The 26,891-nt window shown below is 72.5% G+C and carries 27 protein-coding genes and 1 riboswitch; of the genes, 16 read left to right on the top strand and 11 right to left on the bottom strand.

Going from position 1 to position 26,891, the window contains the following annotated elements:
* Positions 1 to 76: 76 nt before the first annotated feature.
* Genes AC27L3_RS20275 through AC27L3_RS20285 form a run of 3 tightly spaced genes read left to right on the top strand, consistent with a single transcriptional unit; the run spans position 77 to position 1,627 of the window.
* Positions 77 to 928, top strand: a complete 852-nt coding sequence (locus tag AC27L3_RS20275; protein WP_487235455.1) for a helix-turn-helix domain-containing protein — start codon at positions 77 to 79, stop codon at positions 926 to 928.
* The gene (locus AC27L3_RS20280) at positions 912 to 1,124 is read left to right on the top strand and encodes a DUF397 domain-containing protein (RefSeq protein ID WP_487235456.1); all 213 of its coding nucleotides are present in this window, start codon (positions 912 to 914) and stop codon (positions 1,122 to 1,124) included. Before AC27L3_RS20275 ends, AC27L3_RS20280 begins: the two co-directional genes overlap by 17 nt.
* Entirely contained in the window at positions 1,121 to 1,627 is a 507-nt protein-coding gene (locus tag AC27L3_RS20285; RefSeq protein ID WP_487235457.1) for an NUDIX hydrolase, read from the top strand. The genes AC27L3_RS20280 and AC27L3_RS20285 overlap by 4 nt, the downstream gene beginning before the upstream one ends.
* On the opposite strand, the gene AC27L3_RS20290 is transcribed toward AC27L3_RS20285, so the two are convergent.
* Together AC27L3_RS20290 and AC27L3_RS20295 are read right to left on the bottom strand one after the other, a co-directional pair.
* Positions 1,621 to 2,526 carry an alpha/beta fold hydrolase gene (locus AC27L3_RS20290; RefSeq protein ID WP_487235458.1) on the bottom strand — a complete coding sequence of 302 codons (906 nt, stop codon included), beginning with the start codon at positions 2,524 to 2,526 and terminating at the stop codon, positions 1,621 to 1,623. The two genes, AC27L3_RS20285 and AC27L3_RS20290, sit on opposite strands and share 7 nt — an antisense overlap.
* Positions 2,527 to 2,590: 64 nt before the next feature.
* The gene (locus AC27L3_RS20295) at positions 2,591 to 3,082 is read right to left on the bottom strand and encodes a MarR family winged helix-turn-helix transcriptional regulator (RefSeq protein ID WP_487235459.1); all 492 of its coding nucleotides are present in this window, start codon (positions 3,080 to 3,082) and stop codon (positions 2,591 to 2,593) included.
* Positions 3,083 to 3,199: 117 nt separating this feature from the next.
* On the opposite strand from AC27L3_RS20295, the gene AC27L3_RS20300 reads away from it, so the two are divergent.
* Positions 3,200 to 4,114 (top strand): EamA family transporter, encoded by a 915-nt coding sequence (locus tag AC27L3_RS20300; protein ID WP_487235460.1) that lies wholly within the window; start codon positions 3,200 to 3,202, stop codon positions 4,112 to 4,114.
* A 6-nt stretch (positions 4,115 to 4,120) separates the two neighbouring features.
* Entirely contained in the window at positions 4,121 to 4,774 is a 654-nt protein-coding gene (locus tag AC27L3_RS20305; RefSeq protein ID WP_487235461.1) for an NAD(P)-dependent oxidoreductase, read from the top strand.
* Positions 4,775 to 5,086: 312 nt separating this feature from the next.
* On the opposite strand, the gene AC27L3_RS20310 is transcribed toward AC27L3_RS20305, so the two are convergent.
* Positions 5,087 to 5,662, bottom strand: coding sequence for a TerD family protein (locus AC27L3_RS20310; RefSeq protein WP_487235462.1), 576 nt, complete (start codon positions 5,660 to 5,662; stop codon positions 5,087 to 5,089).
* Positions 5,663 to 5,793: 131 nt separating this feature from the next.
* Between AC27L3_RS20310 and arfB the strand changes: the two genes are divergently transcribed.
* Complete coding sequence (arfB, locus tag AC27L3_RS20315; RefSeq protein ID WP_487235463.1) at positions 5,794 to 6,231, top strand: alternative ribosome rescue aminoacyl-tRNA hydrolase ArfB; 438 nt, start codon at positions 5,794 to 5,796, stop codon at positions 6,229 to 6,231.
* Positions 6,232 to 6,274: 43 nt separating this feature from the next.
* Here arfB and AC27L3_RS20320 read toward each other — a convergent pair whose 3' ends face one another.
* The gene (locus AC27L3_RS20320; protein ID WP_487235464.1) at positions 6,275 to 6,853 is read right to left on the bottom strand and encodes a flavin reductase family protein; all 579 of its coding nucleotides are present in this window, start codon (positions 6,851 to 6,853) and stop codon (positions 6,275 to 6,277) included.
* Positions 6,854 to 7,149: 296 nt separating this feature from the next.
* Here AC27L3_RS20320 and cdgB point away from each other — a divergent pair, with 296 nt between their 5' ends.
* On the top strand, positions 7,150 to 8,937 hold the full coding sequence (cdgB, locus tag AC27L3_RS20325; RefSeq protein WP_487235465.1) for a diguanylate cyclase CdgB: 1,788 nt from the start codon (positions 7,150 to 7,152) through the stop codon (positions 8,935 to 8,937).
* A 167-nt stretch (positions 8,938 to 9,104) separates the two neighbouring features.
* On the top strand, positions 9,105 to 10,049 hold the full coding sequence (locus AC27L3_RS20330) for a carbohydrate-binding protein (protein ID WP_487235466.1): 945 nt from the start codon (positions 9,105 to 9,107) through the stop codon (positions 10,047 to 10,049).
* A 17-nt stretch (positions 10,050 to 10,066) separates the two neighbouring features.
* Here the strand turns inward: AC27L3_RS20330 and AC27L3_RS20335 are convergent, their stop codons facing one another.
* The 5 genes from AC27L3_RS20335 to AC27L3_RS20355 form a co-directional block, all read right to left on the bottom strand.
* Positions 10,067 to 10,912 carry a class II fructose-bisphosphate aldolase gene (locus tag AC27L3_RS20335; protein ID WP_487235467.1) on the bottom strand — a complete coding sequence of 282 codons (846 nt, stop codon included), beginning with the start codon at positions 10,910 to 10,912 and terminating at the stop codon, positions 10,067 to 10,069.
* A 22-nt stretch (positions 10,913 to 10,934) separates the two neighbouring features.
* Complete coding sequence (locus tag AC27L3_RS20340; protein ID WP_487235468.1) at positions 10,935 to 11,849, bottom strand: 1-phosphofructokinase family hexose kinase; 915 nt, start codon at positions 11,847 to 11,849, stop codon at positions 10,935 to 10,937.
* Between the two features lie 123 nt (positions 11,850 to 11,972).
* Positions 11,973 to 13,127: an N-acetylglucosamine-6-phosphate deacetylase gene (gene nagA, locus AC27L3_RS20345; protein WP_487235469.1), complete on the bottom strand. Its 1,155-nt coding sequence runs from the start codon at positions 13,125 to 13,127 to the stop codon at positions 11,973 to 11,975.
* A complete protein-coding gene (locus AC27L3_RS20350; protein ID WP_487235470.1) occupies positions 13,124 to 14,080 on the bottom strand; it encodes an ROK family protein in 957 nt (318 codons plus the stop codon). Before AC27L3_RS20350 ends, nagA begins: the two co-directional genes overlap by 4 nt.
* A gap of 217 nt (positions 14,081 to 14,297) precedes the next feature.
* The gene (locus tag AC27L3_RS20355; RefSeq protein ID WP_487235471.1) at positions 14,298 to 15,194 is read right to left on the bottom strand and encodes an SIS domain-containing protein; all 897 of its coding nucleotides are present in this window, start codon (positions 15,192 to 15,194) and stop codon (positions 14,298 to 14,300) included.
* A gap of 235 nt (positions 15,195 to 15,429) precedes the next feature.
* Between AC27L3_RS20355 and AC27L3_RS20360 the strand changes: the two genes are divergently transcribed.
* Genes AC27L3_RS20360 through otsB form a run of 3 tightly spaced genes read left to right on the top strand, consistent with a single transcriptional unit; the run spans position 15,430 to position 17,853 of the window.
* The gene (locus AC27L3_RS20360; RefSeq protein WP_487235472.1) at positions 15,430 to 16,707 is read left to right on the top strand and encodes an extracellular solute-binding protein; all 1,278 of its coding nucleotides are present in this window, start codon (positions 15,430 to 15,432) and stop codon (positions 16,705 to 16,707) included.
* A 10-nt stretch (positions 16,708 to 16,717) separates the two neighbouring features.
* Positions 16,718 to 16,993 carry a DUF3263 domain-containing protein gene (locus AC27L3_RS20365; RefSeq protein WP_487235473.1) on the top strand — a complete coding sequence of 92 codons (276 nt, stop codon included), beginning with the start codon at positions 16,718 to 16,720 and terminating at the stop codon, positions 16,991 to 16,993.
* Positions 16,994 to 17,013: 20 nt separating this feature from the next.
* Positions 17,014 to 17,853 (top strand): trehalose-phosphatase, encoded by an 840-nt coding sequence (gene otsB / locus AC27L3_RS20370; RefSeq protein ID WP_487235474.1) that lies wholly within the window; start codon positions 17,014 to 17,016, stop codon positions 17,851 to 17,853.
* 181 nt (positions 17,854 to 18,034) lie between these two features.
* On the opposite strand, the gene AC27L3_RS20375 is transcribed toward otsB, so the two are convergent.
* Positions 18,035 to 19,513 (bottom strand): alpha,alpha-trehalose-phosphate synthase (UDP-forming), encoded by a 1,479-nt coding sequence (locus AC27L3_RS20375; RefSeq protein ID WP_487235475.1) that lies wholly within the window; start codon positions 19,511 to 19,513, stop codon positions 18,035 to 18,037.
* Between the two features lie 41 nt (positions 19,514 to 19,554).
* Positions 19,555 to 20,502 carry a glucosyl-3-phosphoglycerate synthase gene (locus tag AC27L3_RS20380; protein ID WP_487235476.1) on the bottom strand — a complete coding sequence of 316 codons (948 nt, stop codon included), beginning with the start codon at positions 20,500 to 20,502 and terminating at the stop codon, positions 19,555 to 19,557.
* A gap of 182 nt (positions 20,503 to 20,684) precedes the next feature.
* Positions 20,685 to 20,832: riboswitch (SAM riboswitch) on the top strand.
* A 17-nt stretch (positions 20,833 to 20,849) separates the two neighbouring features.
* On the opposite strand from AC27L3_RS20380, the gene thrC reads away from it, so the two are divergent.
* The 5 genes from thrC (at position 20,850) to AC27L3_RS20405 (ending at position 26,886) form a co-directional block, all read left to right on the top strand.
* Positions 20,850 to 22,133 carry a threonine synthase gene (thrC, locus tag AC27L3_RS20385; protein ID WP_487235510.1) on the top strand — a complete coding sequence of 428 codons (1,284 nt, stop codon included), beginning with the start codon at positions 20,850 to 20,852 and terminating at the stop codon, positions 22,131 to 22,133.
* Positions 22,134 to 22,227: 94 nt separating this feature from the next.
* Entirely contained in the window at positions 22,228 to 22,503 is a 276-nt protein-coding gene (locus AC27L3_RS20390) for a ubiquitin-like small modifier protein 1 (RefSeq protein WP_487235477.1), read from the top strand.
* Positions 22,504 to 22,918: 415 nt separating this feature from the next.
* On the top strand, positions 22,919 to 23,122 hold the full coding sequence (locus AC27L3_RS20395; RefSeq protein ID WP_004954158.1) for a cold-shock protein: 204 nt from the start codon (positions 22,919 to 22,921) through the stop codon (positions 23,120 to 23,122).
* Positions 23,123 to 23,461: 339 nt separating this feature from the next.
* Positions 23,462 to 25,084, top strand: a complete 1,623-nt coding sequence (gene groL / locus AC27L3_RS20400; RefSeq protein WP_487235478.1) for a chaperonin GroEL — start codon at positions 23,462 to 23,464, stop codon at positions 25,082 to 25,084.
* 146 nt (positions 25,085 to 25,230) lie between these two features.
* Positions 25,231 to 26,886, top strand: a complete 1,656-nt coding sequence (locus tag AC27L3_RS20405) for a regulator (RefSeq protein ID WP_487235479.1) — start codon at positions 25,231 to 25,233, stop codon at positions 26,884 to 26,886.
* Positions 26,887 to 26,891 lie beyond the last annotated feature (5 nt).

The following is a 26,891-nucleotide window of genomic DNA, read 5'->3' on the forward strand; positions in this document are numbered from 1 at the left end:
AGCGTTGTGCGGCAGGGCCTAGCTTCGGGAGGGGGTTGTCCGCTACAACCAGTACCGTAAGAAGGGGAGTTAACCCATGGCCAAGGATGCAGGCCGCTTCGGGCGTTTCGGCCAGGCCAGGGTCGGATGGGAGTTCTTCGGATCCGAGTTGAAGCGTCGCCGCGAAGCGGCTGGCCTCACGCAGCACGAGCTGGGCAGGCGGGTGTTCTGCTCAGGTTCCTACATTGGCCAGCTGGAGGCCGGGATCCGCAGGCCGCAGCCCGATCTCGCCGCCCTGATCGACGCCGAACTGGAGACGGACGGCCTGTTCGAGCGCATGTGCAGGGAGCTGATCAGCGTCTCCCCGTATGCGGCGTGGTTCACCGAGGCGCTGTACCTGTACGGGCAGGCCACCAAGATCAGGGAGTATGCGCCCATCTTCGTGCCGGGCGTGCTGCAGACCGCGGGGTACGCCCGCGCTGTCTTCCTGGGAGGCTTTCCGTTCCTCCCGGAAGACGATCTGCAGGCCCGTATCGAGACCCGCATGGAGCGGGCACGGATTCTGGAGCATCCAACAACCCCCGTGTGGTGGGCCGTACTCGATGAAGCCGTCATCCGCCGTCGGACCGGCGGAGCGGCGGTGATGTGCGAACAGTTGATGCACATCGTGTCGCTGATCCGGCGTCGCCGGATCGGTGTGCAGGTTCTCCCGCTTGCAGCCGGGCACCCAGTGGTGGAAGGGGCGTTGACTCTTATGACCTTTGAGGACGCGCCGCCCGTGGCGTACAGCGAAGGCCATCGCACCGGCATCCTGCTGGACGATCCGGCGACCGTGAGCCGTTGTATCGACTCCTACAGCCGCGCTCGGTCCGTCGCGCTGTCTCCCGACGACTCCCTGACCCTGCTCGAATCTGTCGCGAAGGAATACGCCCATGAGGCCGGTAAATGATCCGGGTGCGGTGAAGTGGCGCAAGAGCAGTTACAGCGGCTCGGGAGATGAACAAGGTGGCGACAACTGCCTCGAAGTCGCCGACAACATACCCAACTTAACCCGCGTCCGGGACAGCAAGCGCCCCCACGGCCCCACCCTCGCCCTCCCCACCCCCACCTGGGCCGCCTTCGTCGCCTACCTTCAGGGCCCATGACCGATCAGATGACATACCGCCGCCGTTCCGCCCGCGTGCTGGTGCTCGACGAGGCGGACCGCCTCCTGCTGCTGAAGTCGCACGTCGATCCGGAGGATCCCGCGGCCGGTCATGCGTGGGCCACTCCCGGCGGTGGGGTGGAGGCCGGCGAGTCGTTGGCTCAGGCCGCCGCTCGTGAGCTGCGGGAGGAGACGGGGCTCGTCGTGGCGCCGGAGGCGCTCGGTCCCGCCATCGCGTACACCTCCGGGTATGCCGATCTCGGCTGGGCCGAGGGGGTCTTCCGGGACGACTTCTTCCACCTCCGCGTGGCCCGCCACACGGTCGACATCAGTGGCCAGGGCGCCGACGAGCGCACGTACCACGCGGGGCACCGCTGGTGGGCGCCCGGCGAGCTTGCCGGCAGCGGAGAGACCGTTTATCCCCTCGGCCTGGCCGGCCTGCTCGGCGAGCTGGTCGCCGGGCGCGTACCGGGCGCGCCCGTACGGCTGCCCTGGCATCACTGACGGCGTCGGCTGCCGGCCTCCGCGCGTCGGACCAGCGCGGCGATGCGGGCCGTGATCGTGGGCCACACCTCGCGGGGGAGGTTGTGGCCCATGCCCTCGACGAGGAGGAGTTCCGCGCCGGGTACGGCCGCCGCCGTGGCGTGGCCGCCGCTGGGGTCGCACATGGCGTCGTCCGTGCCGTGGACGACGAGGGTGGGGACGCGCAGGGAGCGCAGTGCCGGTGTGCGGTCGCCGGAGGCGAGCGTGGCGACGGACTGGCGCAGCATGCCGGTGAGGTCGTGGCCGCGGTCGTAGGCGCGTGCGGCCCGTTCGGCGGCGACCGCCTCGTCGTAGGGGAACCCGGGGGAGCCGATCGCGCGGAAGGCGCGGACGCGCCAGTCGATGTAGCCCCGGCGGTCCGGCGGTGGTGCGCCGATTCCGGCGAGGGCGGCGAAGCGGGGCTGGCCGACGCCGCGGTCGCCGGTGGTGGACATCATCGAGGTCAACGACCGGACGCGGTCGGGGTGTTCGATGGCGATCGTCTGGGCGATCATGCCGCCCAGCGACGCGCCGACGAGGTGGGCGCTGCCGAGTCCGAGGGCGTCGAGCAGGCCGACGGTGTCGGCGGCCATGTCGGAGAGGGTGTACGACGCGGAGGTGAAGTCGCCGGCCAGGGCGGCCTGGAGGTCGGGTGCGGGCGCGTCGTGGAGATGGGTGGAGCGTCCGGAGTCGCGGTTGTCGAACCGGACGACGTGCAGTCCGTGGTCGACGAGTGCGGTGCAGAAGCCGTCGGGCCAGTCGGTGAGTTGTGCTCCGCCGCCCATCAGCAGCAGGAGGGGCGGGTGGTCGGGGTCGCCCAGGCGTTCGTAGGTGATGTCGATGGCGGACGGTCCGACGTTCAGGGCTTTTTCCTCGCTCACCGTCGTACCAACTCCTCGTTGTGGAGGGGGCGGCGACGGTGAGGCTTCCCCGGCGTCGGTTTCCTTATCCGTCGTCGAGGGAGCACAGGAGGCGCTTGAGTGCGCCTGCGAGTGCGTCGCGTTCGGGGCCGGTGAGGGCGGCGAGGAGGCGTTCCTCGGTGGCGACGTGGTCGGGCAGGGCGCGGTCGATCAGGGCCCGGCCCTCGTCGGTGAGGGTGACGACGACGCTGCGGCCGTCGTCGGGGCTGGGGGCGCGGGTGACCAGGCCGCGCTCTTCGAGGCGGTCGAGGCGCTGGGTGATGGCGCCCGAGGTGACCATGGACGAGCGCATGAGGGCGGCGGGGGTGAGGCGGTGGGGCGGGTCGCTGCGCCGCAGGGTGGCGAGGACGTCGAAGGATGCGGAGTCCAGGCCGTGGGCGGCGAAGGTGCGGCGCAGCTCGGCGGAGACGAGGTGCTGCAGGCGGGAGAGGCGCCCGATGACGGCCATGGGGGAGACGTCGAGGTCCGGGCGTTGCCGGCCCCACTGTTCGAGGACGCGGTCGACGTGGTCGGTCACGGGTCCAGCCTAGCGCCGGTTGCTTAGCGCTGAGGCAGATCCCTTAGTGGTGAGACAGATTGCTTAGTGCTGAGATATATTGGCTTAGTGCTAAGCGACCTGAGCAGCAACAGCAGCATGAGCAGCAACAGGAGCAGCAGGCTCGCCCTCCTGCTCGTCACCGCCCTCGCCCCCGCCGTGTGGGGCACCACCTACGTCGTCACCACCGAGTTCCTTCCGCCCGGCCGGCCGCTGCTGGCCGCCGTCGTCCGGGCGCTGCCGGCCGGGCTCGTCCTGGTCGCCGTCACCCGGCGGCTGCCGCGCGGCAGCTGGTGGTGGCGGGCGGCCGTGCTGGGGGCGCTCAACATCGGGGTGTTCTTCGCGCTGCTGTTCGTCGCCGCCTACCGGTTGCCCGGCGGCGTCGCCGCCACCGTGGGGGCCGTCCAGCCGCTGCTGGCGGCCGGGTTGTCGGCCGGGCTGCTGGGGGAGCGGCTCTCGCTGCGCACGGTGCTGGCGGGTGCGGCGGGAGTGGCCGGTGTGAGCCTGCTGGTGCTGCGGGCCGATGCCCGGCTGGATGCGCTGGGGGTCGCCGCGGCGCTCGGTGGCGCGGTGGTCATGGCCACCGGTGTCGTACTCAGCAAGCGCTGGGCCTCGCCCGCGCCGCTGCTGGCGACCACCGGCTGGCAGCTGGTGGCCGGCGGCGTCCTGCTGCTGCCGGTCGCCCTGCTGGTGGAGGGCCCGCCGCCGGCGGCACTGACCGGGGGCAACCTCGCCGGGTACGCCTATCTCGCCGTCGTCGGCTCGGCGCTGGCGTACGCCCTGTGGTTCCGCGGCATCCGGGCGCTGCCCGCCACCGACGTCACGTTCCTGGGCCTGCTGAGCCCGGTCGTCGCCACGACGGTGGGGTGGCTGGCCCTCGGCCAGGACCTGGCGCCGGCGCAGGTACTGGGCGGCCTCGTCGTGCTCGGGTCGCTGGTCGTCGCCCAGACGCGGAGGCCGGGGGCCGCCGCGGAACGGAAATCACCTCTGCCTCAGATGTCTCAAAGGAGCTGAGAACACATGCGCATCACCGTCTTCGGCGCAGCCGGAAGCGTGGGCAGCCGGATCGTCGCCGAGGCCCTGGAACGGGGCCACGAGGTCACGGCCGTCGTCCGGGACGCGGCCCGCTTCGGCGAGCTGCCGCCGGGCGCCCGGCACCGTACGGGGGACGCCTCGGTGGCCGCCGACGTCACCGCGCTGGGCGCGGACCAGGACCTCGTCGTCGGCGCCACCCGGCCCGCCGCCGGCCGGGAGGACGACCACGGCGCCACCGCCGGCGGCCTGCTGGCCGGGCTCGCGGGCACGGGCGTACGGCTGCTGGTGGTCGGCGGCGCGGGCAGCCTGGTCGTACGGGATTCGGGGAAGCCCGTGTACGACGACCCGCGGTACGTGCCCGCGGCGTGGCGGGACATCGCCCTCGCGAGCGTGCGGCAGTTCGAGGTCTTCCGGAATGCCGGGAACGCCGGTACGGCTGCCGTCGACTGGACGTACCTGAGCCCGCCGGCCCTGCTGGAGCCGGGCGAGCGGACCGGGACGTACCGGACGGGGCGCGACGAACTGCTCGTCGACGCCGAGGGCCGCTCCGAAATCTCCGTCGAGGACCTCGCGGTGGCGGTACTCGACGAGGCGGAACACCCCCGCCACCGCGGACGGCGCTTCACGGTGGCGTACTAGCGCCTGTCCGGCGGATCCTCGTCACGCGCCACCACGGCGCCCCGAAGGGGCGCGGGGCGTTGTCGATCTGCGGCTGCCGCCGCGTGGGCGCGACAAGCCACGATGCGCCCGCAGGGTCCGGGACGGCGCGTCGACTGCGGGCCGTCGGTGGCCGATCGCGCAGTTCCCCGCGCCCCTTCGGGGCGCCGTGGGCTGGGGCAGTGCCCCGTCAGGGGCGCGGGGAACTGCGCGACGAGCCACGACGCACCCGCAGGCCGAGTGCCGCACCGTGGCTGATCAGACCGTTCCCCGCGCCCCTAGGGCGCGTCCGGGTCAGACGTTGACGCCGAAGTCCTGGGCGATGCCGACCAGGCCCGAGGCGTAGCCCTGGCCCACTGCGCGGAACTTCCACTCCGCACCGTGGCGGTAGAGCTCGCCGAAGACCATGGCGGTCTCGGTGGCCGCGTCCTCGCTCAGGTCGTAGCGGGCGATCTCGGCGCCGCCGGCCTGGTTGACGATGCGGATGTAGGCGTTGCGCACCTGGCCGAAGTTCTGGCCGCGGGAGGCCGCGTCGTAGATGGAGACCGGGAAGACGATCTTGTCGACGTCGGCCGGCAGGGCGGCCAGGTTGACGTTGATCTGCTCGTCGTCGCCCTCGCCCTGGCCGGTGCGGTTGTCACCGGTGTGGACGATGGACTGGTCCGGCGTCGACTTGTTGTTGAAGAAGACGAAGTGCGCGTCGGAGTAGACGCGACCGGACGGGTTGACGGCGATCGCGCTCGCGTCGAGGTCGAAGTCCGTGCCGGTGGTGGTGCGGACGTCCCAGCCGAGGCCGACCGTGACGGCCGTCAGGCCCGGGGCCTCCTTGGTGAGGGAGACGTTGCCGCCCTTGGACAGGCTTACAGCCATGGGATGGTCCCTTTCTGCGTACGAGCTGCGTCGCCCCTCATAACGCCATGTGGGGGACCGAGGGTTCCAGGTCCCTTTACTTTCTTTGCCGGACATTAACGGGATGACGAGTTCCGGCCGCCGGGGACATCATGGAACGCATGTCCGGCCCTTATGTCATCCGCGGTTCCGTCACACTCCCCGAGGGGGAGCTGATGTGGCGTTTCTCCCGTTCGTCCGGGCCGGGCGGGCAGCACGTCAACACCAGCGACAGCCAGGTCGAGCTGCGCTTCGACCTGGCGGCGACCGAAGCGTTGCCGCCGGTGTGGAAGGAGCGCGCCCTGACCCGGCTCGCGGGCCGGCTCGTGGACGGCGTCGTGAGCGTACGGGCCTCCGAGCACCGCTCCCAGTGGCGCAACCGCGAGACGGCGGCCGTGCGGCTGGCGGCCCTGCTGGCGGAGGCCAGCGCCCCGCCGCCCAAGCCGCGCCGGGCGACGAAGATCCCCCGCGGCATCAACGAGCGCCGGCTGCGGGAGAAGAAGCAGCGCGCCGAAACGAAGCGCGGGCGCTCGGCCCGCGACTGGCAGTAGACGGTGCCCCGCGCCCCTTCGGGGCGCCCCCGCCAGTCGCCGTCTACGCCAGGTGGCGGTAGCGGCCCTGGAAGTACGTCAGCGGGCCGCTGCCCGTGTCGGGCGTGTCCACGCGCAGGACGCGGCCGATGACGAGCGTGTGGTCGCCGGCGGTCACGCGCTGCTCGGTGCGGCACTCGACGGCGGCGAGGGCGCCGTGCACCAGGGGTGCGCCGGTGACCGGGCCGCGTGTGGTGGCCATGTCCTCGAAGAGGAGCCGGTCGCTGAGGCGGCCCTTCATCGCGAAGCGGCCGGCGATGTGGCGTTGCTCCTGCGCGAGGACGGAGACCGCCCACAGCGGCTGCCGTTCCAGCAGTTCGTCCATGCGCGAGCCGGTGCGCACGCTGGCCATGACCAGGGGTGGTTCGAGGGAGACGGACAGGAAGGCGGTGGCCGTCATGCCCACGTCCTCGCCGCGGGGCCCGTCCTCCGGGTCGTGCGCGGTCACCAGCACCACGCCGGCGGCGAGCCGTGCGAGCGCGGCACGGAACTCGTCGGCGGTCACTCCCTCACTGGCACTGGCGGCGGTCACCCCTTCAGGATGGGCTATCCCGGTCACGGTGGGCGTAGTCGTCTGCAACACGCTCCGCACGCTAGTCGGCCCGGGGGACGGGACGCATCGGGCCCGGGGACCAGGAGGGAGGGGGATACGGTCCTAGGTCGTGGGGTCCCGTGTGCCCGAATTTGCGTTCACGAAGCATAGAGGGCACTCGAACGCCAGTAGCGCGGCGCGATCACTCATTGTGACATGAGTCACAGTGGCCTCTAATTGTTGACCCTGTGTACCGGGCAGTCAGCTCGCTGTGATTCAGTGGCCGGGTAATCGGACGAAAACAAGAAGTCTGGAGTTGCTGTCGAGGTCTCGGGGGAGAGCGAGCTATGGAGACCGAGTCGGAGCCGTATGTCCGCCTGGCGACCTTGAAACAGGTCCACCGGGCCATCGCGGACCTGAACACCGCGCGAAGCCTCGCGGACACCTTGCAGACCGTGGCCGACGGTGTCGTCACCGGGCTCGGCTACGAGCTCTCGGCCGTCAATCTCGTACGACCGGACGGCGACCTCGTGGTCGCCGCGGTGGCCGGCAGCGCCAGTGCCGAGGCGCTCATGGCGGGGCGCGTCGGGTCGCGCGTGTCGTGGGAGCGCCGGCTGGCCATGGGCGACCAGTGGGGCGAGCTGAGGTTCATCCCGTACACCGAGGGCTGGGTCCTCGACGACGACGACGTTCCGCAGTGGCACACCGGCGGACCGGCGCCGCGCTTCGCCGACGAGTGGCACCCGATGGACCGGCTGTTCGCGCCGATGTATACGACCGGGCCGTCCGGTGGTGAACTGCTGGGTGTCATTTCGGTGGACAAACCGCGCAATGGGCGCAGACCAGGCGCATGGGGCCGCGAAGCCCTTCAGATGTATGCATCGCAAGCGGCGATTGCAATCAGTAACGCTCGCTTGCGCGCAAACATGCAACGCGCGTTGGTCAGACTCGAACGCGAACAGCAGGCCCTGCGCGCCAGTGAGGAAAGCTTCCGCCAGGCCTTCGAGTACGCCCCCAGCGGCATGGCCATCGCCGAGATGGGCGGCGACCAGCACGGCCGGCTGCACCGCACCAACGACGCCCTGTGCCGGCTGCTCGGCCGCTCCGCGTCCCAGATGCGCCGCTACTCCTTCTCCGACCTCGTGCACCCGGACGACGTCGGCACCCTGCTGCGCACCTCCGCCGAGGGCGGCCGCGCCGAACTGCGCCTCGCCCGGCGCGACGGCACCTTCGTGTGGGTCTCCCTGCGCAACTCCGTCGTCGCCGACGCCGCCGACGGACCCCGCTACCTGCTCACGCACGTGGAGGACATCGAGGAGCGCAAGCGGCACGAACTGCAGCTCGCGCACCGGGCCAGCCACGACTCGCTCACCGGCCTGCCCAACAGCGCCGAGCTGCGCGCCCGCCTCAGCAGCCGGCTGTGCGGCCGCCCGCCCGGCAGCGAGACGCACGGCGCGGCCACCGTCGCCCCGTACGGGCACCTGGAGGGCTTCGCCGAGGTCGAGAGCGTCACCGCGGGCGTCGCGGTGCCGGCCGCGCTGGAGGCCGCGGGCATCGGGGCCGGCGCGGGGGCCGGCCCGGGCCACGGCCACGGCTTCGGCTCCGACGCCGGACCCGACTACGCGCCGGACTTCCCCCCGGTCTCCCCGGAGGACTACGGCAGCCTGCCGCCCGCCGGCGGCTACGACCACCACCACGAGCACGCCATCGCCCCCGACGAGGACATCGCCGACGGCACCAAGGGGCTCGCCGTCCTCTTTTGCGACCTCGACGGCTTCAAGGCGATCAACGACCGCTTCGGGCACCACACGGGCGACGAGGTGCTCATAGAGGTCGCCCGGCGGCTCAGCAGCGGGGTGCGCGACGGCGACACGGTCGCCCGACTCGGCGGCGACGAGTTCGTCGTCCTGGCCGACGGGCTCACCCCCGCCGACGCCGAGGATCTCGCGGCCCGGCTGCGCAATGCCATCATTCCGCCCATAAGGGTCGACGGGCGCGCCGTGCGGGTGGGGGCCAGTTTCGGAATCGGCTGGGCCGGCTGCGGAATGTCCGCCGACGAGGTGCTCCACTCGGCCGACCAGCGGATGTACGTCGAGAAAAGATCGCGTGCCAAGGCGGGAAGACGGGCCGGCTGAGTGCCGGGACCGTGGGGTTTTGCGTACGTTGTGAAGGGCAGGGGCACGGCGTGAAACCACCCTCTCGGGGTACGCTTCGCCGATGCGGCAACCGCCGCCGACAGCTGCGGTTTCGGCGGGTATCAGCGTGGGCGCCGATGGGCACACCATGTGGGGAGTGACAGGGGATGACGGCCGGTAACAACGGCACGGGCACGGGCCCGGGCACCGGTACGCCGGAGAACGACGATCCGTTCGGCTACCTGTACCGCTCGGAGGGCGGCGAGGGCACCAACCAGGACTCCGCCGGCTACCAGCCGGGCGTCCCGCGCACGTCGTACAACCAGGTCCGCCCGGTCGGCTCCCGCACCTACGGCGGTGCCCAGGGCGTCGGCGCCACCCAGCGTCCGAACCCGCACTACGCGGCGCCGGAGACGCTCGGCCGCGGCGCCCCCGCCCCCGCCGCCCCGCCCCAGGGCGGCCACGCCGCCCCACCGGCCCGCCCGAAGCGCCGCGGGCTGCTCATAGCCGCGGTGGCGGTCGTGGTGGTCGTCGCGGGCGGCATCGGCGCGGCGATCGTGGCCAACAGCTCGGGCGACGACAAGAAGACGTCGGCCAATGGCGACAGCGACAAGGTCAAGACCGACGAGCCGGCCAAGGACGACGACGCGAAGAAGAAAAAGGGCAAGGACGACCAGCCGAACAACCCCTCGGTCAACGACCAGCAGAAGCGCGACGCGGCGAATCTGCGGCTGAGCGGCGGGGCCACCACGGAGAAGACGGTCAAGGGTGCCCAGGCCGACGGGGGCGTCTACATCACCGGGATGAACCAGCCCGGCGCCGCCGTCGAGTGGACGGTCGACGTCAAGCAGGCCGGGAACTACCGGCTGAACCTGCGCTACGGCGTGCCCGGCAAGGACGCCAGCCTCACCACGTGGGCCAACGGCGACAAGACCACGACGCCCATCAACATGAGGAATTACGGGGCCAAGCCGGGCGACTGGGAGAACGCCTGGTACAGCAGCTGGGTCCAGGTGACCCTCAACAAGGGCACCAACGTCCTGAAGATCTCCTGCGAGCCGGGCAACGCCTGCGAGTCCCACCTCGACCAGGTCTGGCTCTCGCAGGGCTAGGGCCTGTCCGGCGCCCCTCACGGGGCGCCGTGTCGGCAGATCTGCGTGAGTCGTAGGAACTGCTCCACCACCCCGGCCATCGCCTCGCGGGCCGGGGTGAAGTGTTTGCGGGGGTCCGTCGCCTCGGGGTGGGCTTTCAGGGAGGCGCGGAGCGCGGCCGTGAAGGCGCGGTTCAGCGCCGTGCCCACGTTGATCTTGCGGATGCCCGCCGTGACCGCCGCGCGGAGTTCGGAGTCGGGGACGCCCGAGGAGCCGTGCAGGACCAGGGGGACGGGGACGGTCGCGCGGAGGGTGGCGATCAGCGCGTGGTCCAGGGTTGCGGTGCGGGTGGTCATGGCGTGGCTGCTGCCGACCGCCACGGCGAGGGCGTCCACGCCGGTTTCGGCGACGTAGGCGGCGGCCTCGGTGGGGTCCGTACGGACGCCGAGGGTGTGGGCGTCGCCCGGTTTGCCGCCGATGCGGCCGAGTTCGGCCTCCAGCCAGATGTCGCGTGCCTGGGCCCAGCGGACGGCTGCGGCGGTCGCCTTGACGTTGTCGGCGTAGGGGAGTTTCGACGCGTCGAACATGACGGAGCCGAAGCCGTGGGCGTGCGCGGCGTGGAGGAGGTCCGTGCTCTCGACGTGGTCGAGGTGGAGGGCGAGCGGGGCGCTGGAGGCGCGGGCCACGGCGGCCGTGGCGGCGGCGAGGGGGGCCAGGGCGCCGCCGTGGTACTTCACGGCGTTCTCGGAGATCTGGAGGACGGCCGGGGTGCCCGCGGCTTCGGCACCCGCCGCGATGGCTTCGGCGTGTTCGAGGGTGATGACGTTGAAGGCGGCGAGGGGGCGGCCGGACTTCATGAGCTCGCCGGTGCGGGTGAGGGGCATGTGCGGCTCCTGTCGTGGGGTGTCACATTGCCGTGACCCGTACCTGCGGCAGCAGGTCCTCGTACGCCGCCGCGTCGAAGTCGCCCGCCGTCGGGGAGTGGACGGTGGCGGCCGCCAGGGCCACGGCCCGGGCGAGGCGGTCGGGCCACGGCAGGTCGCGGGCGAGCAGGAGGCCGGCCACGGCCGAGTCGCCGGCGCCCGTGGGGTTGCCCCGCAGGGGGCGGGGGGTGGTGGCCCGCCAGGTGCCGTCGGGGGTGACGGCCAGCATGCCGTCGGGGCCGAGGGAGGCCGCGACCGTGTGGGCGCCGCGGCGGCGGGCGTCCATGGCGGCGCGCAGGGGTTCCGTCGAGCCGGTGAGGGCCGCCAGTTCGGCGGCGTTGGGCTTGACGACGTCGGGGCGGGCGGCGATGCCGCGCCGCAGGGGTTCGCCGCTGGTGTCGAGCAGGACGGGTACGTGGCGGGCCCGGGCCTGGCGGACGAGGTGGGCGTACGCGCCCACCGGCACGCCCGGCGGCAGGCTGCCGCACAGGGCCACGGCCTCGGCGTCGCGCAGGAGTTGGGCGTAGCGGTCGGTGAAGGCGGCCCATTCGCCGGGGGTGATGTCGGGGCCGGTCTCGTTGAGCTGGGTGGTGGTGCCGGTGGCGGCGTCGGTGACGGCGACGGTGCGGCGGGTGGTGCCGGTGACGGGGAGGAGGGCGTCGGTCAGCGGGCCGGGCGCGTCGGCCAGCAGCCGGCGCAGGGTGTCGCCGGTGGGGCCGCCGGCGAAGCCGGTGACGACGGTCTCGTGGCCGAGGGCGGCCAGGACGCGGGAGACGTTGAGCCCTTTGCCGCCGGGGCGTTCGAGGGCCCGGTCGACGCGGTGTTCGGTCTGCGGGAGCAGCCGGGGGACGCGATAGGTCAGATCGAGCGCGGCGTTGAGCGTGACCGTGAGGATCATCGGCGCCTCTCTCTCCTCGACTCTCTCCTCGTCCGGCGGACGACAGCGCCAGTGATCATGCCAAAAGCGCGGCGGCAGGCCCAGACCTCGGGACCTGCCGCCGCGCCGCAACTGGGGGAGGAATCAGCCCACTTCGGGACGGACCAGCCACTCGCCCCTGCGCATGACACCCACCAGGTCGTAGGAACCGTCGAACACCAGCAGGTCCGCGTCCTTGCCGGGTTCGAGGGAGCCGACACGGTCGTCGACGCCGAGCAGCCGTGCCGGATTGGCGGACAGGGCCCGTACGGCGTCCTCGACCGGCAGCCGGTCGACCGTCACCGCCCGCTTGAAGGCCACGTCGAGGGTGAGCGTGGAGCCGGCGATCGAACCGGCCGTGGGGCCGTCGGCGATGCGGGCGACGCCGTCCCTGACCTCGACCCCCATCGGTCCGAGCGTGTACATGCCGTCGGACATGCCCGCGGCGGCCATCGCGTCCGTGACGAACGCGACGCGGTCCGCGCCGGCCCGCGCGAAGGCCAGCTGCAGGACGGCCGGGTGCAGGTGGGTGCCGTCGTTGATGAGCTCGACGGTGACCCGCTCGTCCTCCAGCAGGGCCGTCACCGGCCCCGGCGCCCGGTGCAGCAGCGAGGGCATCGCGTTGAACAGGTGGGTGGCCACGGTGGCTCCCGCCTCGACGGCCTCCAGTGTGGCCTCGTACGAGGAGTCGGTGTGGCCCACGGCGGCGACGACCCCGTGGTCGGCGAGCAGCCGCACCGAGTCCAGGCCGCCGGGCAGTTCGGGGGCCAGCGTCATCATCCGGGCGGCGCCGCGGGCCGCGTCCAGCAGCTTGCGCACGTCCGCCGGGTGCGGATCGCGCAGCAGCTCCGGCTGGTGGGCGCCGCAGCGGTGCGGGGAGATGAACGGGCCCTCGAAGTGGACGCCGGCCAGCTCGCCCTGCTCCGTCAGCTCCGACAGCAGTGCCGCCTGCCGGGCCAGGTCGTCCAGGTCGCCGGTCACCATGGAGGCGACCATGGTCGTCGTGCCGCGCGCGCGGTGCGCCCCGATCGCCGTCATCGCCTCCTCGGCGCCACCCGCCTGGAACGACGCGCCACCGCCGCCGTGGACGTGCATGTCGACGAAGCCGGGGACGATCCAGTGCCCGGTCAGGTCCATGGTGGGCGCCTCGTGCGGCACGCCCTCGGCGATCCGGGTCCCCTCCACCGTCAGCCGGTCGTCCTCCGCGACCCCGGCCGGCAGGACCACGCGGGCTCCCGTGAGAACCGTACGTTCGTTCATCGGGCGGATACCTCCGTGGTGTCGGTGGGGACGGCGAGCAGGTCCCAGGCGAGCAGACCGGCGCCCAGGCAGCCGGCGGCGTCCCCGAGGGCCGCCGGGACGATGAGGGGAAGCCTGCGGAACGTCACGCGCTCGGCGACCGCCGCGCGCAGCGGCGCGAACAGCGTCCTGCCGGCCTCGGCCAGCCCGCCGCCGATGATCAGTGTGCCGGGGTCCAGCAGGCTGATCGCCACGACGAGGCCGTCGGCGAGGGCGTCCACGGCGCGCTGCCACACGGCGCGGGCGCGCTCGTCGCCGGCCTCGACGGCCCGGGCGCAGCCGGCCGCGTCCGCCGCCGGGTCGCCACTGGCCTCGGCCCAGGCGCGGCTGACGGCCGAGGCGGAGGCCAGCGTCTCCAGGCAGCCGCGGCCCCCGCAGCCGCACAGCGGCGCGTCCGGGCCGGTACGGACGGCCACGTGGCCGATCTCGCCCGCGTTGCCGTGGGCGCCGGCCTCGATACGGCCGTCGATGCCGATCGCGCCCGCTATGCCGGTGCCCAGCGGCACGAACAGGAAGCGGTCCGCACCCCGGCCCGCGCCGATACGGCCCTCGGCCAGCCCGCCGGTGCGCACGTCGTGGCCGACGGCCACGGGGATGCCGCCGAGGCGCTCGGCCAGCACGTCGCGCAGGGGCACGTCGCGCCAGCCGAGGTTCGCGGCGTACACGGCGGTGCCGGAGGCCGCGTCCACGATGCCGGGCACGGCCACCCCGGCCGCCACGGCCCCCTCCCCGAACCGCTCCTCCCCGACCCCCCGCAGCTCGGCGGCAAGATCGAGGATCCCCGCCACGACGGCGTCCGGCCCCCGATCACGACCGGTGGGACGGCGCGTCTCGTACAGAAGCGTGTGGTCCGGGGCGACGAGCGCCGCCTTGATGGCGGTGCCGCCGACGTCGAGGGCGATGACGTGTTTCACGCCTGTAGTTTTGCGCGTCGAGGCACGAAAGGTCTAGTCCACTCGCCCGGGGGCGGGTGCGGTGCGCCTGCGGCGGGCCGTTCCCCACCCCGCCCTCTCCCCGTCTCCTAGCGGGGCTGCGCCCCTAGCACCCCCGGACCGGGGTCCGGGGTGGAGCCCCGGTTTCGGGAAGGGGCGGGGTGGGGAACGGCCCGCCGCAGGCGCCACCGGCGCCGGCTCAGCCCGCCGGCAGGATCACGCTGCGCGTCAGGTTGCGGGGGGCGTCCGGGTTCAGGCCGCGGGCCTCTGCCAGGGTCACCGCCAGGCGCTGGGCGCGGACGAGGTCCGCCATCGGGTCGCGGCCCTCCGCGTGGACGAGGGTGCCGCCGATGGCGGCCACCTCCGCCGGGAGGCCGTCGGGCAGGGGGCCGAAGGCCCACGTCACGCGGCCGGGGGCGGTGACGGCGATCGGGCCGTGGCGGTATTCCATCGCCGGGTAGGACTCCGTCCACGCGCCGGCCGCCTCGCGCATCTTCAGGGCCGCCTCCTGGGCCAGGCCGTACGTCCAGCCGCGGCCGAGGAACGTCCACTGTTCGGCGGTCAGTGCCGCCTCGGGCAGCGGGTCGGTCAGGGCCTCCTCCGCGTCGGCCGCGGCCTTCTCGACCGTGGTGGCCCCCTCGATGCCGGTGCGCAGGTAGGCCAGGGCGGTGGTCGCGAAGCGGGTCTGGACGACGGATTCCTCGTCGGCCCAGTCCAGGACGGCGGCCTCGGCCGCGGCGTGCATCACCGGTGTGTGCGGGTCTGCGGTCAGGGCGAGGGTGGGGGTGCGGCCGCGGAGGGTGTCGAGGAGGTGCAGGACCTCGGTGGTGGTGCCGGAGCGGGTGATGGCGACCACGCGGTCGTACGTCCGGGCCGCCGGGAATTCGGAGGAGGCGAAGGCGTCGGTCTCGCCGTGGCCGGCGGCCTCGCGCAGGGCCGCGTACGCCTGGGCCATGAACCACGAAGTGCCGCAGCCGGTGACCGCCACGCGTTCGCCGGGGGCGGGGAGTCCTGGGGCGTGTGCGGCGGCGGTGGCGGCGCGGCGCCAGGAGGCGGGCTGGGTGGACAGCTCACGCGTGGTCAGTGACGGCTTCATGCGGCTGGCGCTCCTTGCGGGTGCGGTGGTGCGGCAATCGGTCGTTCCCGTGCATAGCAGTCCGCGCTGACCTGGGGGAAGGGCGTTAGGGCGATACCGAAGCGCAACGCGGGATCCGTAGACCGTAAGGTTGCGCGCGGGAGAAACTCACGGTCTCCACGGGACCGACGAATCCCAGGGGGGAGATTCACGGTCTCCATAGTGCGGACACGAACCACAAGGTGGGTAGCAGAGAGTGCAGCGGCGGCGGTTCCTGGGCATGACGGCGGCGGGCGTGGCGACGGCGGCGCTGGCGCCCGTTCTGACGGCGTGCGGGAGTGAGGGCCCCGTCGGCGACAAGAAGCTGAAGCTGGTCGCGGCGGACTACGGTGACAAACCGGACAACAGCTCCAAGAAGTACTGGAATTCCCTCGCTCGGGATTTCGAGTCCAAGCACAGCGGCATCAAGATCGACGTCGAGGTCTACAGCTGGACCGAGGTCGACAAGAAGGTCGCCGACATGGTGGCCGCCGGCAAGGCGCCCGACATCGCGCAGATCGGCGCGTACGCGGACTTCGCGGCCGCCGGCAAGCTCTACAGCGCCGACCAGCTGATCTCCATCCCCACCCAGGCGGACTTCATCACCCCGATCGCCAAGGCGGGCGAGGTGCACCGGGTGCAGTACGGCCTGCCGTTCGTCTCCAGCACCCGCATGCTCTTCTACAACCAGTCCCTCTTTACCAGGGCCGGCATCGGCAAGGCGCCGGAGACCTGGGAGGAGCTGCAGGCCGCGGCGGTCAAGCTCAAGGCGGCCGGCGTGAAGATACCCTTCGGTCTCCCGCTGGGCCCCGAGGAGGCGCCCGCCGAGACGATGCTGTGGATGCTGGCGGGTGGCGGCGGCTACACCGACAACACCGGCGCATACACGATCAATTCGGACGCGAACATCAAGGCGTTCGCCTGGGTGCGCGACGAGCTCGTCGGCAAGGGCCTCACCGGCCCCGGCGACCCCGCCCGCACCAACCGTCAGGACCTCTTCGACGCCTTCTGCAAGGGCGAGGTCGGCATGCTGCACGGCCACCCGACGCTGATGCAGCAGGCGGAGGGCGCCAAGCTCAAGTACGGCACGGCGCCGCTGCCGGGCATCAAGGGCAAGGCCGCCTCCACCATGGGCGTCGCCGACTGGATCATGGCCTTCAAGCAGAACGGCCACCGCGAGCAGATCGGCACCTTCCTCGACTTCGTCTTCAGCAAGGACAACCACCTCAGCTTCACCGGCCAGTACCAGCTGCTGCCCGTGACCGAGTCCGCCTCGGCCGCCATGCACCTGGACCGGCAGTACGAGAAGCTGTGGCCGTTCCTCGACCAGCTGCAGAACTCCGACTTCTACCCGGCCGACAAGACCTCCTGGGCCAAGGTCAGCGCGACGATCAAGGAGAAGATCGGATCCGTCGTGCAGAAGAGCGGCGACCCCGCCGCCGTCCTCGGCGAGATCCAGCGCGAGGCCGAGGCGACGGAGCTGGCCGACCGGTAGGTTGGGATACGTGAGTCGGGAGAAGGACGGCGGAACGGACGCGCCGGAAGGCCGCCCCCAGGGCGGCCTGTCCGCACGCGACCTCGCCGTCCTCGCCCTGGAGCGGCAGTCCTGGCCCGGGCCCGGCGCCAAGGAACGGGCCGTCCGCGAACGGCTCGGCATCACACCCACCCGCTACTACCAGCTCCTGAACGTCCTGCTCGACGACCCCCGCGCCCTCGCCCACGACCCCGTCACGGTCAACCGGCTGCGGCGCCTGCGCGAGCAGCGGCGCGAGCGCCGCTGACACCGGTAGGGTCGGGCCCCATGGGCAGCCAACCGCTTCCGGAACCCGTGACCGACGCCGGCCGCGAGGGCCTGACCGCGCTGCTCGCGCGGCCCGAACACGCCGTCGTCGCCCTCGACTTCGACGGCACCCTCGCCGAGATCGTCACCGACCCCGAGCGGGCCCGCGCCCACCCCGGCGCCGTGCCCGCCCTCGCCCGCCTCGCCCCCCACCTCGCCTCCGTCGCCGTCGTCACCGGCCGCCCCGCCGGGGCCGCGGTGCGCCACGGCGGCTTCGCCGGCGTGCCCGGCCTGGAGCGCCTGGTCGTGCTCGGCCACTACGGCGCCGAGCGCTGGGACGCGGTCACCGGCACCGTACGCGCCCCGGCGCCGCACCCGGGCGTCGCGGCGGTACGGGCCGAGCTGCCCGGCGTGCTCGACGCGTCCGGTACGTGGCAGGGCACCTGGACCGAGGACAAGGGCCGGGCCATCGCCGTGCACACCCGGCGCGCCACCGACCCGCAGGCCGCCTTCGAGGCGCTGCGCGCGCCGCTCGCGGCGCTCGCCGAACGGCACGGGCTGATCGTCGAGCCCGGGCGGTACGTGCTCGAACTGCGCCCGCCCGGTGTGGACAAGGGCGTCGCCCTCGCCGGCTACCTCCGCGAGACCGGCGCCCGCGCCGTGCTGTACGCCGGCGACGACCTCGGCGACGTGGCCGCCTTCGCGGCGGTGGAGGAGCTGCGGGGGGAAGGGGTGGCGGGGACGCTCGTGTGCAGTGGCAGTGCGGAGGTGACGGTGCTGGCGGAGCGGGCGGATCTTGTCGTGGACGGGCCGTCGGGTGTGGTGGAGCTGTTGACGGCGCTGGCCGACAAGCTCGGCTGAGCGGCGCGGGCTGCCGTGGGCTGCCGCGGGGTGGTGCGGGCCGGTGGGCCGGGTTTGTGCCCACCCGTGCCTCCCCCAGCTACCGCTGGGAGGTGCCCCCAGCGGCACGCCTGCCCACAACCGGGCAGCGGCCCGGCCGCCTGCAAAACGGGCAGCCGGGGGCGCCGCCCCCGGAACACGCCTACCTCCGCAGTGCTGCCAGTTGGTCCGTGAACCAGCGGGCCGGGGGGAGGGCTGTGGCTGCGGAGGAGAGGCGTTTGGTGCGTTCCGCGCGCTCGGCCGGGTCCATCAGCAGGGCCATGTGCAGGGCGCGCGCCGTCGCCTCCACGTCGTAGGGGTTCACCAGCAGCGCGTCGTCGCCCAGTTCCGCCGCGGCGCCGGCCTCGCGGGAGAGCACGAGGGCGCAGCCGCGGTCGGAGACGACGGGGACCTCCTTGGCGACGAGGTTCATGCCGTCGCGGATGGGGTTGACCAGGGCCACGTCGGCGATGCGGTAGGCGGCGAGGGAGCGCGCGAAGTCGTCCTTGACCTGCAGGGAGACCGGTTGCCAGGAGTCCGTGCCGAAGGTGGAGTTGATCTCCTGGGCGACGCGCTGGACCTCGTCGGTGTAGTCGCGGTAGACCTTCAGGTCCTGCCGGGAGGGGTAGGCGAAGGCGAGGTGGACGACGCGGCCGCGCCACTGGGGGTGGTCCTCCAGGAGGCGCCGGTAGGCGTGCAGGCCGCGCACGATGTTCTTGGACAGCTCCGTGCGGTCGACGCGCAGGACGATGCTGCGGTCGGGGCCGATCTGCTCGCGCAGCCGGTCGATCCACTCCTCGACGTCCGGCCGGTGCGCGCGGGCGCGCAGGAACTCGGCGTCGGCGCCGAGCCCGTGCACGCCGAGCCGGGTGGTGCGGTCCTCGAAGCGGACGGCCGCGGCGGTGCCGTCGGCCTCGCGCAGGATCTCCGCGCCGGGCAGCACGCTCGTGCAGCAGGCGGCGAAGGACTCGGCCCAGCGGCGGGTGAGGAAGGCCGCCCGGTCGCCGCCGAGCATGCCGCGCAGCACCTGTTCGGCGATGTCGTCGGGCAGCAGGCGGTAGTAGTCGGGCGGGGCCCACGGGGTGTGGGAGAAGTGGCCGATGCGCAGGTCGGGGCGGCGGGCGCGGAGCAGCCCGGGCACGAGGGTGAGGTGGTAGTCCTGGACGAGGACGCAGGCGCCCTCGGCGGCCTCCTCGGCGACGGCGTCGGCGAAGGCGGTGTTGTACGCCTCGTACTGGGCCCACTGCTCGCGGAACCCGCTGTCGAAGGAGGGTTCGAGCGGGGTCTGCCAGAGCATGTGGTGCAGGAACCACAGGACGGAGTTGGCCACGCCGTTGTAGGCGGCGGCGAAGGTGGCGGAGGGGATGTCGAGCATCCGCACCGGCTGCTCGCCGGTGTCGGCGGCGGCCAGTCTGCGCCCGGCGCGCCGGGCGGCGAGCCGGTCGCCCTCGCCGAGGGCCGCGCAGACCCACACCGCCCCGGCGTCCGGGCCGATCGCGCTCAGCCCCGAGACCAGCCCGCCGCCGCCGCGGCCCGCGTGCAGGGTGCCGTCCTCGCCGAGCCGGTAGGAGACCGGGCCGCGGTTGGAGGCGACCACGATGGGTGCCGTGCCGGGGGCGGTGTGGGTGTGCTCAACGACCATGTCGCCAGCCTTGCCCCCGGGAGAACCGCTCAAACGTACGCTTACGCGGCATGCCGGCGGGCGTACTCCGGGATTCCGGCCATCGGGGGCCGCTCCTCCGTGTCGACGGGGTACGTGCGCGGGACGAAACCCTCCGCCGTTCGCTCGAACTGGGTCAGCGCGGGCCGTACGAGGTGGCCGCGGGCCAGGCGCAGCTGTGCCGTGCGGTAGATGGTCGCCGCCATCCGGCCGAGCGCGCGGCCGTCCTGGTGGCGGTGCTTGCGCTCGCCGACGTCGACCTGGGCGAGGGCGTCCAGGCCCACCGTGTGCAGGGCGTCGACGAGCAGGCCGAGCTCCACGCCGTACCCCACGGGGAAGGGCAGCCGCTCCAGCAGCGAGCGGCGGGCCGCGTACTCGCCGCCCAGCGGCTGGACGAAGCCGGCGAGCTGCGGCCAGTGCAGGTTCAGCAGCGGGCGGGCGACCAGCTCGGTGACCCGGCCGCCCTGGCCGGGGGCCTCGCCGAGGGGACGGTCGTACATCCCCTTGACGAACTGCACCTCCGGGTCGGTCAGCAGCGGGCCGACGATGCCGGAGACGAACGTGGCGGAGAAGTCCCGCAGATCGGCGTCGACGAAGCAGACGATGTCACCGGTGGTGACCAGCAGCGAGCGCCACAGGACCTCGCCCTTGCCGGGCAGGGCGGGGATCCGCGGCAGCACCTCGTCGCGGTGCACCACGCGCGCCCCGGCCGCCGCCGCCTCCTCCGCCGTACGGTCGGTGGAGCCGGAATCCAGCACCACCAGCTCGTCCACGAGCGGGACGGCGTCCGTCATCAGCTCGCGGCGGATCGTCGCCGCTATGGCGCCGACCGTGGCCTCCTCGTTCAGCGCCGGCAGTACGACGCTGACCGTGGTGCCCGAGCCGCGTTTGGCAGCGAGAAGCCGGTCGAGCGGACGATCGGCTGCGGACCAGGACCGCTGGGCCAGCCAGCGCTCCACCTCATCCAGCACGTGTAGGACTCCCTGCTGTGCATCGTCTCGATGGTCGCCGATGCGCCCGTGTGACGCATCTCGCGGTTCGGACGGCCCTCTGCTGCGGCCGCCCCTTCCGTTACAGTCTTGAACAACGCGGACGGCCGTCCTATGTCGGGGTCGTGCCGCGCACAAATGCCTGGGTCCGCCCAGCGCCATACCGCTCATCCAGAGGGGCAGAGGGACACGGCCCGATGAAGCCCCGGCAACCCTCCAGCCGGTCTTTCGTCCGCAGCAGGACGCGAGGCTCCCGGCGGGGAAGGTGCCAATTCCGTCTCGCGGCGAGGTGCGCCGCGAGGAAGATGAGGAGAAAGGGCCTCGCCTCCATGGCCGTCGAAGCCGTTGAAAGTCGTACCGTCACATCTTCTTTCGGGTCCGCCGTCGCGCTCTCCTGCCGCGAGTGCGGGGAGCGTTCCCCCCTCGGCCCCGTCTTCGCCTGCGCCTCCTGCTTCGGACCGCTGGAAGTGGCCTACGAGCTGCCCCAGGGCGACCCCGAGGAGCTGCGCCGGTGCATCGAGGCCGGCCCCGCCAGCATCTGGCGGTACGCGCCGCTGCTGCCCGTCGCCGCGGACGTCGCCGAACGGCCCAACCTCGAGCCCGGCCTCACCAGGCTCGTCAAGGCCGACAACCTCGCCCGCGAACTCGGCGTGACCGGCGGCCTGTACGTCAAGGACGACTCCGGCAACCCCACGCACTCCTTCAAGGACCGCGTCGTCGCCGTCGCCGTCGAGGCGGCGCGCGCCTTCGGCTTCACCACCCTGTCCTGCTCCTCCACCGGGAACCTCGCCGGCGCCGTCGGCGCGGCCGCGGCCCGCGCGGGCCTGCGCTCGTGCGTGTTCATCCCGCACGACCTGGAGGCCGGCAAGGTCGTCATGGCCGCGGTCTACGGCGGCGACCTCGTCGGCATCGAGGGCACGTACGACGACGTCAACCGCTTCTGCTCCGAGCTCATCGGCGATCCGCTCGGCGAGGGCTGGGGCTTCGTCAACGTCAACCTCCGCCCGTACTACGCGGAGGGCTCCAAGACCCTCGCGTACGAGATCTGCGAGCAGCTCGGCTGGCGGCTGCCGGACCAGATCGTCGTGCCGGTCGCCTCCGGCTCCCAGCTGACGAAGATCGACAAGGGGCTGCGGGAGCTCGTCGCGCTCGGGCTCGTCGAGGACCGCCCGTACAAGATCTTCGGCGCCCAGGCCGAGGGCTGCGCCCCGGTCTCCCGGGCCTTCAAGGCGGGGCACGAGGTGGTGCGGCCGGTACGGCCGGACACCATCGCCAAGTCCCTGGCGATCGGCAACCCGGCCGACGGTATCTACGTGCTCGACATCGCCCGGCGCACCGGCGGCGGCGTGGAGGACGTCGACGACGCGGCGGTCGTCGACGCGATCCGGCTGCTCGCCCGGACGGAGGGCATCTTCGCCGAGACCGCGGGCGGGGTGACGGTGGGCGTGACGCGCAAGCTGCTCGCGAGCGGCGCGCTGGACCCGGAGCTGACCACGGTCGTGCTCAACACGGGGGACGGGCTCAAGACGCTCGACGCGGTGGCGGCGGGGCCGACGGCCACGATCCGCCCGACGCTCGACGCCTTCCGCGCGGCGGGCCTGCAGGGCCGGTAGGGCCCTTCGCCCGAATGGGCGTCCCTCTCTTCACTCACACCGCTCACCTCACACCGCTCACCTCACACGACACACAGAAGGCTGAGGCATACCCATGAGCGTCACCGTCCGCATCCCCACCATCCTGCGCACCTACACCGCCGGGCAGGCGGAGGTCACCGCCGACGGAGCCACTCTCGGCGAGGTGATCGCCTCCCTGGAGGCGAACCACCCCGGCATCGCCGGCCGGGTGCTCGACGACGCCGGCAAGCTGCGCCGCTTCGTGAACGTCTACGTGAACGACGACGACGTCCGCTTCGAGGACGGCCTGGGCACGGCCACGCCCGACGGGGCCGGCGTCTCGATCATTCCCGCCGTCGCGGGCGGCTGAGCGGCCCCGCGCGAGCACGCTCGGCAAGCAGACGGAATCGCCCCGTCCGTAAAGCGGACGGGGCGATTCCGTCTGTTGAAGCGCGCTACAGTTGGGGCGTTCCCCCTCTGGCGTCACTGCCGAGTGCGTACGAGAACCCGTCAAGTTGCGCCCAATGCGAGGATGCGATCTGCCGGGTTGGTGGCGTTTTGCCCGGTCCGACTTGCCCGGGAAGCTGTGGAAATCGGTACGAATAACCGATCGGCCGCCGCCGGATTTCTCGTCCGAGTGACCTGTTGCAGACGGCATCCGTGCAGATACATTCAGCCGCGGTCGACGCGTTCCGGCGCACACCCCCACCCTGTCTGGGGGTGAGGTCTGACCCGGGTCCGCGAAGTGCGGTCCTGTGCAAGGGCCAGTAATAGGGGAGTTAGGCATGGCTCAGGGCACCGTCAAGTGGTTCAACGCGGAGAAGGGGTACGGCTTCATCGCGGTCGACGGTGGTGCGGATGTATTCGTCCACTACAGCGCGATCCAGATGGACGGTTACCGCACCCTCGAGGAGGGGCAGCGGGTCGAGTTCGAGATCTCGCAGGGCCAGAAGGGGCCGCAGGCGGACATGGTCAAGGTGACCGCCTGATCGGTGCGCATCGACCACCGGCTCACTCAAGCTCACTGAAGCTCGCCGAGGGGCTCGCGTCATCACGACGCGGGCCCCTCGCGTGTTGCGGGCACCCTTGGGCACCACGTGTGACGCCGGGCCCGGCGGGGCAGGCTGCACCGGTAGGGCGGCCTTGCACTCTCAGGGTGCGAGTGCTAATCATTGGGCTTAGCACTCTCCAGGTGAGAGTGACAGATTTGGACCGTCGGTGAGGTCGCGGGCCAAGCGGGGCAAGGAACCGCGGGGCAAGCAGGCCGTCCGTCGCGGGCGCCAGCGCGGTCCGGAGCAATCCACCCCGTCCTGGGAGGACCACTTCACATGGCCAAGATCATCGCGTTCGACGAGGAGGCACGGCGCGGTCTCGAGCGCGGGATGAACCAGCTCGCCGACGCCGTCAAGGTCACCCTCGGCCCCAAGGGCCGGAACGTCGTCCTCGAGAAGAAGTGGGGCGCCCCCACGATCACCAACGATGGTGTGTCCATCGCCAAGGAGATCGAGCTCGAGGACCCGTACGAGAAGATCGGCGCCGAGCTGGTCAAGGAGGTCGCGAAGAAGACGGACGACGTCGCCGGTGACGGCACGACGACCGCGACCGTCCTCGCCCAGGCGCTGGTCCGCGAGGGTCTGCGCAACGTGGCCGCGGGTGCCAACCCGATGGCCCTCAAGCGCGGTATCGAGAAGGCCGTCGAGGCCGTCTCCGCCGCCCTGCTCGAGCAGGCCAAGGACGTGGAGACCAAGGAGCAGATCGCCTCCACCGCCTCCATCTCCGCCGCCGACACCCAGATCGGCGAGCTCATCGCCGAGGCCATGGACAAGGTCGGCAAGGAAGGCGTCATCACCGTCGAGGAGTCCAACACCTTCGGCCTCGAGCTCGAGCTCACCGAGGGCATGCGCTTCGACAAGGGCTACATCTCGGCGTACTTCGCGACCGACATGGAGCGCATGGAGGCCGTCCTCGAGGACCCCTACATCCTCATCGCCAACTCCAAGATCTCCTCGGTCAAGGACCTGCTCCCGCTGCTGGAGAAGGTCATGCAGTCGGGCAAGCCGCTGCTGATCATCGCCGAGGACGTCGAGGGCGAGGCCCTGTCGACCCTGGTCGTCAACAAGATCCGCGGCACCTTCAAGTCCGTCGCCGTCAAGGCCCCGGGCTTCGGCGACCGCCGCAAGGCCATGCTCGGCGACATCGCCATCCTCACCGGTGGCACGGTCATCTCCGAGGAGGTCGGCCTCAAGCTGGAGAACGCCGGTCTCGACCTGCTCGGCCGCGCCCGCAAGGTCGTCATCACCAAGGACGAGACGACCATCGTCGACGGTGCCGGTGACAGCGACCAGGTCCAGGGCCGCGTCAACCAGATCCGCGCCGAGATCGAGAACAGCGACTCCGACTACGACCGCGAGAAGCTGCAGGAGCGCCTGGCGAAGCTGGCCGGCGGCGTGGCCGTCATCAAGGCCGGTGCCGCCACCGAGGTGGAGCTCAAGGAGCGCAAGCACCGCATCGAGGACGCCGTCCGCAACGCCAAGGCCGCCGTCGAGGAGGGCATCGTCGCCGGTGGTGGCGTGGCCCTGCTCCAGGCTTCCTCGGTCTTCGAGAAGCTGGACCTCGAGGGCGACGAGGCCACCGGTGCCGCCGCCGTCAAGGCCGCCCTGGAGGCCCCGCTCAAGCAGATCGCCGTCAACGGTGGTCTCGAGGGCGGCGTCGTCGTGGAGAAGGTGCGCAACCTGACCGTCGGTCACGGTCTGAACGCCGCCACGGGCGAGTACGTCGACATGATCGCCGAGGGCATCATCGACCCGGCGAAGGTCACCCGCTCCGCCCTGCAGAACGCCGCGTCCATCGCCGCGCTGTTCCTGACCACCGAGGCCGTCATCGCCGACAAGCCGGAGAAGGCCGCCGCGGCCGCTCCGGGCGGCATGCCGGGCGGTGACATGGACTTCTGATCGACCGCACCGGTTGATCGACCGTCCTGATCGCCGGGGCGGCACCCCTCTCCCAGGGGGTGCCGCCCCGGCGGCGTTTTCCCCTCCCCGCGGCCCCGTGCGCCCGTACCGTGGGGAGGCACACGGATGCGAGCGAGGGGCGGGGCGTGCACAACGACATATCCGGCGGCGTCTTCTTCCACACCGTCGTCCAGGGCCAGAACGTCACCCTCCAGCTGCCCCGCGAACTGCCGCCCCACCTCACCGGCATGCCCGACCCGTCACCCGCCTTCACCGGCCGCGGCGACGACCTCGCCTTCCTCACGGACCTCCTGCGCCCGCGCCCGCCCGGCGACGGCGCACCCCACGTGTGCTCCGTGGCCGGACTGCCCGGCGTCGGCAAGACCGAACTCGTCCGGCAGGCCGCCTGGCACGCCTGGCGCGAGCAGGACTGGTTCCCCGGCGGCGTGCTGTTCACCGACCTCTTCGGCTACGACGCCGAACGCCGCCTCACCCCCGAACGCGCCCTCGGCTCCCTGCTGCGCGCCCTCGGCGTCACCGACGAGCACCTCCCCGCCGACCTGCAGGACCGCGCCCGCCTCTACCGCTCGGTCCTCGCCGCCTACGCCGACCAGGGGCGCCGGCTCCTCGTCGTCCTCGACAACGCCGGCAGCAGCGAACAGGCCCGGCCGCTGCTCTCCGGCGACCCGCGCATCCCCGTCCTCGTCACCTCCCGCCACACCCTCACCGGCCTCGGCGCCCGGCTGTACGACCTGTCCGTACTCGACGAGGCCGCCGCCGTGGACCTGCTGGCCGGAGCCGTGCGCCAGGCCCGCGGCGAGGACGACACCCGCGTCGCCGACGACCCCGGCGCCGCCGCCCGCCTCGCCCGGCTGTGCGGCCACCTGCCCCTCGCCCTGCGGATCGTCGCCGCCCTGCTCGCCGAACTGCCCAGCCGGCCGCTGGCCTCCATGGCCGGCGCCCTGGAGGACGGCCGCAGCAGACTCGAGCGCCTGACCAGCGAGGACGCCACGGTCCGCGCGGCCTTCGCGCTCTCCTACGCGCACCTGCGCCCCGACCAGGCCCGCCTCTTCCGGCTGCTGTCCCTCAACCCCGGCCCCGACCTGTCCACCGAGGCCGCCGCGCGCCTGGCCGACGCCGACCCCTACGCCGCCGAGGAGCTGCTGCGCGCCCTCGCCCGCGGCCACCTGCTGGAGGCGGGCGCGACGTACGGGCGCTGGCGCATGCACGACCTGATGCGGCTGTACGCCGCCGAACTGGGCGAGGCCCACGGCCCCGAGGACGCCGCCGCGCGGGCCCTCGAACGGCTCCTGCAGCACTACGTCACCACCACCCGGGCCTCCGCCAGCCACCTGGCCCACGCGACCGCGCCCCACCCCCGCTTCGCCACCCGCAACCAGGCCCTGACCTGGCTCGACGACGAGCGCACCAACCTCATCGCGGTCGCGGCGACGGCCGCCGCCCTCGACGCACCGCAACTGCCCCTGATGCTGTTCGAGGCCCTCGGTGAGTACCTCTCCCTGCGGCGCCACTTCGACGACTGGCTGGGCCTTGGGGCCCTGGCCATGTCGGCGGCCAGGGCCATGGAATGGCCGCTCGCCCTCGCCGGAGTGCTCAACAACATCAGCGTGCCGATGCGCCACCTGCGACGGTTCGAGGAGGCGGCCTCGATCATCGAGGTCGCCGCGGACCTGTACCGGCGGATCGACGACCGCAGCGGCGAGGCCGGCGCCCTGAGCAACCTCGGGCTGGTGCTCGGCGAGATGCGCCGCTTCGACGAGGCGATCACCGTCCTGGAGTAGGCCAT

The sequence above is a fragment of the Streptomyces sp. PKA51 genome, assembly GCF_057552455.1.